General features: G+C 36.3%; 5 protein-coding genes. All 5 read left to right on the forward strand.

The features are described from left to right. Window positions 1-37: 37 nt before the first annotated feature. The gene (locus tag ACJAT0_RS12015) at window positions 38-241 is read left to right on the forward strand and encodes a hypothetical protein (RefSeq protein WP_415181850.1); all 204 of its coding nucleotides are present in this window, start codon (window positions 38-40) and stop codon (window positions 239-241) included. Window positions 242-983: 742 nt separating this feature from the next. Further along, on the forward strand, window positions 984-1,466 hold the full coding sequence (locus ACJAT0_RS12020; RefSeq protein WP_374002226.1) for an ABC transporter ATPase: 483 nt from the start codon (window positions 984-986) through the stop codon (window positions 1,464-1,466). Between the two features lie 626 nt (window positions 1,467-2,092). Then, window positions 2,093-5,026, forward strand: coding sequence for a glycoside hydrolase family 3 N-terminal domain-containing protein (locus ACJAT0_RS12025; protein WP_415181851.1), 2,934 nt, complete (start codon window positions 2,093-2,095; stop codon window positions 5,024-5,026). 10 nt (window positions 5,027-5,036) lie between these two features. Then, on the forward strand, window positions 5,037-6,173 hold the full coding sequence (bshA, locus tag ACJAT0_RS12030) for an N-acetyl-alpha-D-glucosaminyl L-malate synthase BshA (protein WP_415181852.1): 1,137 nt from the start codon (window positions 5,037-5,039) through the stop codon (window positions 6,171-6,173). A gap of 91 nt (window positions 6,174-6,264) precedes the next feature. Then, a partial coding sequence (locus ACJAT0_RS12035; RefSeq protein WP_415181853.1) for a hypothetical protein occupies window positions 6,265-6,484 on the forward strand: 220 nt, incomplete at its 3' end.

Here is a 6,484-nt window from a genome sequence, read left to right on the forward strand (position 1 = left end):
TATTCTGTTAAAAATAAAAACAAGTAACGTATAAATTATGTTTGACTTTAATAAGATTAATGTAAAAACGAGAAGTATCTATGGATTCCTATTTTCGTTAGCTAATATGTTGTTGGTTCTTTTTGCTGACTTTATTTTTGATTGGTCAGATTTAGGTTGGGATTACTACCTTTTTTATTTTGTAATTATGGCAATATTTGCCTTCTTTTTTGCAGGAATGACTTTAAAAGAGAATTTTTAAAGGGATACCAAACAAAGAGAATAGAGCTGTTTTAGAAACAAACTTATTTCATAAGGTGTTCACGGCTATCGTTTTCACATTATCTTTGAATTAAAGGATTATTTTTTGAGGAGCTACCTATTGATATTACAAGAACAGTTGGTTCGTTTTATGTTTTCTTCTTTATTTTATTTATTGTGAATTGATTCTTTTTAAAGAAAAAAGCAACTAAATAATAAATTGATATGCCATTGGTTATTATCAAGTAAAAAGAAACTTCTATAAAATCAATTTGGATGTCTTCGGTATCTTTTTTATATAGGTAAAAGCCTTTTAATTTTATTTTTTGGTCGCATCGTTTATAGCATTCTATAGCTTAATATTTATAAGGATTTAGTCTTTTTAAAAACAAAAATCTATGGATGCAAAGAGAAGTAACCATAAGTACGGTTAAGAAATAACCGCTGGACAATGACCTGTTCATGGTATAGGATGCTTTGCCTGCTACTTCTTGTCTAATCATGTGTTCACAGCAATTAAACATTCCTATCTTCTGTATATGAAACCATAAGATGTGACGCATTCCTTTTTGTTCACTTTAAAAGATGAAAATATTCTTAAATAATAATTAAAGTTTAATTTTAGCCTCATTTTTGCATTCTATAAGGTTTCTTCAGGATAGGAAGCAAACAAACAACGAGGCACTGTTCAAAAACTCTGTTTCATTAGTTTAAAAAGTAGGTAACCAAATTAAAACTATCTTATGCACGCACATTTCAAAGACCTTCCAGATGAGTCAAGAGTATGGATCTACCAAGCTAACAGACCTTTTACAAATGACGAGCTCAACGAGTTAAAACCACAGATGGATAATTTCCTAGAACAGTGGACAGCACATGGAAAAGATCTATTTTCTGGTGTTGAATATCCTTATAATCGTTTTATTGTGATAGGATTAGATCAGTCAAAGGCTGGGGCAACTGGATGTTCTATCGATTCAAGTGTTCGTTTTATTCAATCTATTGAGAAAGCTTTTCTTATAGATTTGATGGATAAAATGAACGTTACTTTTAAAAATGGAAAGTACTTAGCCCACAAAGAACTTACCGATTTTAAAAAAATGGCTAAAGCAAAATCAGTTTCTCCGAGCACGATTGTTTTTAATAATCTGGTGGAAACCGTAGGGGAATACAGAGAACACTGGGAAGTTCCAGCAAGTGAAAGCTGGCATTCTAGGTTTTTTTAGAATTATGTAAACCGTGATCAGTATCTATTTTGCTAGTTTTATAACGATACTGTTTCTTGATTATACAGTTTTGGCTTGTCAACAAAAGCTTGGTGGATGCCTGTTTTAATGGGATTTATAAGTCCAGTTGCAGCAGCGGTATGCAGATTAGACAATATTAATGATTGCGATAATTGCACAACTGTCGCAGCTAGCTGCGAAGAAGGCTCAAGAATTTTAGTTTTGTAGCTGGTTGGTGTGGTGGAAGTGATGGTAATGTGACTTGTAATGAACATAAACGCAGGAAACTTAAGACTTTTTTCAAAATAGCATTTGAATTGTTTTTGACATCTATTTATTTAAGTAATTGTTATTTCATTTCATGGAATTAATGGTTCTGACGAGTGCATTTTAATGTCAAAGAAAAAATGTCCCGATGGTATTTTATCTTACAAGCACGAATCACCCTATTTTTCAGAAGACCTATGTGAATGTGAATGCATCTGATACACATACTATAGTTCCTAAAACAGTTCACAAACCAGCTTATATTTAAACAGTTTTTTTTATTTCATGCTGGTCAAATTCGGTATCTTTCGGATATAGGAATGATGGTTGCATTCCTGATAGAAATTGCTGAAAACGATATGAAATTTAAATATGCTTCTTGGCTTATAGTAGTTTTCGCTTTCGCGAAAGCATACACTTCACAAGCTCAATTAACCACTAACAGACCTTTAATTGCCACAGATTCCGTGGCACAAATGCACTGGGTGGATAGTGTGTACAACAGTTTGTCTCAAAAAGATAAAATAGGACAATTGTTTATGGTAGATCTGTTTTCCAACAAAGGAAAAGCACATACTGACCAGGTGCGCAAATTGGTGGAAACGTATAAAATAGGCGGTATCATTTTCTCAAAAGGTGGACCAGTGCAACAAGCTTATTTAACTAATGAGTTGCAAGCCAAATCAAAAACACCTCTGTTGATCGCTATGGATGCCGAATGGGGGCTCGCTATGCGACTGGACAGTACGTATGCGTTCCCATGGAACATGACGCTTGGAGCAACTCCTGGAACAAGATCCAGTTATAAAGTAGGGAAACGAATCGGTGAGCATTGCAAAAGACTAGGAGTGCATATTAATTTTGCACCAGTTGTAGACATCAATACCAATCCGCAGAATCCTATCATAGGAAATAGAAGTTTTGGTGAAGACATGAACAATGTTACCGACAAGGCCGGTGCGTTTATGAAGGGTATGCAGAGTACCGGTACACTGGCTTGTGCAAAGCATTTTCCTGGTCATGGAGACACAGATCAAGACAGTCACAAAACCTTGCCAACAGTAGATTTTAGTGCAGCTCGCATCGATAGCGTAGAATTAACTCCTTATAGAAAGTTGATGGATAAAGGAATGGCGAGCGTTATGGTGGCTCATTTAAATATCCCAAGTCTGGAATCCAGGTCCGGCTATCCTACCAGTATCAGTGAAAAAGTAGTTACTGATTTATTGAAAATAAAGTTAGGTTTTAAGGGCTTGATCTTTACAGATGCTTTGAATATGAAAGGGGCGAGTAACTTTAGTGCTCCAGGAGAAATAGATCTACAAGCGTTTAAAGCGGGTAATGATGTGTTGCTTATTTCTGAAGATGTGCCTAAATCTATTGATAAAATATTTGCAGCCATGGCATCAGGCGATATTACCGAAGAGCGACTCGCGCATTCTGTAAAGAAGATATTAATGTCTAAATACATGGCAGGTCTTAACCAGTATGAACCGATCGTTATTCCACAACTCTTAGAGGATTTGAATACGGAAAAAGATGACGTGGTCTATGAAAATGCGATTTCTAAAGCTATCACTGTTTTAAGGAATGAGAACAATATTTTACCCATTAGTAACCTAGAAACAAAGAAAATCGCTTATGTACCATTGGGAGATGATTCTGGAGATGTTTTTTATAAAGAACTTAATAAATACACCAAAGTAGACAAGATAGTAGGTGATAAGCTGGATGTATTGCTTCAAATGCTAGAAAACTACAATACGGTTATCGTAGGATTTCATAGAAGCAATGAGAATCCATGGAAATCATACAGGTTAGAAGAACGCGAGTTGACATGGCTGTATGAGATAGCAAGAAAGCATCGCATTATTTTTGATGGTTTTGTAAGTCCTTATATGTTAGATCAGATCAAGACGGAAAAGAATTTTGAAGGAATTGTGATGTCTTATCAAAATAGTGAGTGGAGTCAAATGGTTAGTGCGCAAATGATTTTTGGTGGTAGAGATGCTGTTGGGACCTTACCAGTAAGTGCTGGCTTGTTTAAAGTCAACGAAGGTATACCCATTAAAAGTCTAAAACGCCTCTCTTATGGTAATGATCCTTCTAGTGTAGGGTTGGACTTTGGAATGTTGTCAAAAATAGACAGTATTGCAAATTATACGATCAACAAAAAAGGAGCTCCCGGAATGCAAATTCTAGTAGCCCGACGCGGTAAAGTGATTTTAAGTAAGACCTATGGGTATCATACCTATGATAAAAAAGATCCAGTCACCTATAAGGATCTTTACGACATTGCCTCCGTTACAAAAATAGTATCGACGCTTCCGCTAGTTATGGAGTTGGAACAAAATAACATTATCTCTATAGATGATGTCATTTCTAAACTAGATGAAGATTTAAAGAATACTAATAAGGGGCAAATAACGGTGAAGCAAATGCTTTCCCATTATGCCAGGTTAAAGCCATGGATTCCATTTTATATCTATACGCTAGATTCTCTGACGCATCAACCTTTATCTCAATATTACAGCAAGGGATCTAAAGCAAATTACAGAACTCAAGTAGCCGACGAGTTGTTTATCAACTCTATGGCCCAAGACACCATATTTAACCGCATTAAAAACAGTGAGTTAAGAGAAGATCTTGAATACAAATACAGCGACCTTCCTTATTATTTGTTAAAAAAATATATAGAAAGTCATTACCTTAAAAACCTAGATGAACTGACGCAAGATCATTTTTATGAAAGTCTAGGAATGAATCGTACGGGTTACTTACCCCGTAAAAAATTCCCTATTTCTCAGATCATTCCAACAGAGAATGATACGATCTTTAGAAAACAATTGATTCATGGGTATGTGCACGATCAAGGTGCAGCGATGCAAGGCGGAATAGGTGGACATGCCGGTTTGTTTTCAAATGCAAATGATATAGCAAAGATGATGCAAATGTATCTTCAAGGAGGCACTTATGGAGGAAGACAGTATTTTACACAAGAGACCATAGATAAGTTCAATACCTGCTACTACTGTGAGAGTGACGTGCGTCGCGGAGTAGGATTTGATAAACCACAATTAGAAGAAGAAGGTCCTACCTGTGGTTGTGTGAGTAAAAGGAGTTTTGGACATAGTGGTTTTACAGGTGCTTATACCTGGGCAGATCCCGAAGAAGAAATAGTATATGTGTTCTTGTCCAATAGAATACATCCAGATGTGGGAAATAGATTCCTCATCGATAAAAATATCAGAACTGAAATTCAGCAAATTATCTATGATTCTATCATAGACTAAATCTAAACTAATGAAACTAGCCATAGTGTGTTATCCTACCTTCGGTGGTAGTGGAGTAGTAGCTACCATGTTAGGCACAGCACTTGCTGAACGCGGTCATGAAGTACATTTTGTGACCTATAAACAACCGGTACGGTTAGATTTGCTTTCTAGTAACATCTTTTTTCATGAGGTAAATGTGGAAGAGTATCCGCTCTTTCATTACCAGCCTTACGAATTGGCACTGTCCAGTAAACTAGTAAATGTAGTACAAGAATACGGTATTGAATTATTGCATGTTCATTATGCGATACCACACGCTTATGCGGGCTATATGGCACAACAAATGTTAAAAGCTCAAGGGATTACGTTACCTATGGTCACGACCTTGCACGGTACCGATATTACACTCGTAGGAAACCATCCTGTTTATAAACCAGCAGTCACCTTTAGTATCAATAATAGTGATGTGGTGACTTCTGTTTCCGCTAATTTGAAACGAGATACTATAAAGCTTTTTGAAATTACCAAGCAAATCGATGTGGTTCCTAATTTTATAGATATGTCTTTGTACAAGACAGAGTTCAAAGATTGTGATCGAACCGTAATGGCATTCCCGCAAGAGCGCATTATTACCCATATAAGTAATATGCGTCCTGTAAAACGCCTTATGGATATCATAAAGATTTTTGAAATCGTAGAGAAACAGATTCCGGCCATATTAATTATGGTAGGAGATGGTCCAGAACGTTTTGCAGCAGAAGAATACGCTCATAAAGCGGGTTTAAAAATGAAGATCAAATGGGTGGGGAACAGTACAGAAATTGATCGTATTCTCTGTTTTTCAGACTTGTTTTTATTGCCTTCCGAGAAGGAAAGTTTTGGTCTTGCGGCTTTAGAAGCCATGGCAAACCACACACCAGTGATCTCCACAAATACAGGTGGTTTACCAGAGGTGAATGAAGATGGTGTTTCAGGCTATACTAGTGATGTAGGCAACATTGAAGAAATGGCAGCAAATGCTGTGAAGATCTTGGAAGACGATCAGGTCTTAAATGATTTTAAAAATGCCGCTTTCGCGAAAGCGGAACAATACGACATACTAAAAATAATACCTCAATATGAAAAATTATATAACACTGTGCTTGATGGCACTAAGTCTTTGTAGTTTCAGTTCGTGCTGCAGTAAAAAAGAAACAACAAAGCAGGCCGAACAATCCCAGGTCAAAAGCTTTAAGATTCTTATCAATGATCACCATATGAATATAGTGAAGGAGAAGTCCATGATTATTGATACGGAGGAAAAGTTGAAAGAATTTTATACAGTTCTGAATGCAACTCGATCTCCAGGTTTTGAAACTCCAAAGGTAGATTTTACTACCCAATCAGTAATTGTCGTGGCTATGGGACAAAAAAATACGGGAGGATATAGTGTTTCATCGCCCAGGTATAACCTGGAACAGCACACATATGAATTTT

Origin of the sequence: Nonlabens sp., from assembly GCF_047636915.1 — a bacterium.
GTDB lineage: Bacteria > Bacteroidota > Bacteroidia > Flavobacteriales > Flavobacteriaceae > Nonlabens.

Coding starts and splice junctions, on each gene's coding strand:
- ACJAT0_RS12015 (WP_415181850.1), top strand. CDS start 38: ATGTTTGACTTTAATAAGATTAATGTAAAAACGAGAAGTATCTATGGA.
- bshA (WP_415181852.1), top strand. CDS start 5,037: ATGAAACTAGCCATAGTGTGTTATCCTACCTTCGGTGGTAGTGGAGTA.
- ACJAT0_RS12020 (WP_374002226.1), top strand. CDS start 984: ATGCACGCACATTTCAAAGACCTTCCAGATGAGTCAAGAGTATGGATC.
- ACJAT0_RS12025 (WP_415181851.1), top strand. CDS start 2,093: ATGAAATTTAAATATGCTTCTTGGCTTATAGTAGTTTTCGCTTTCGCG.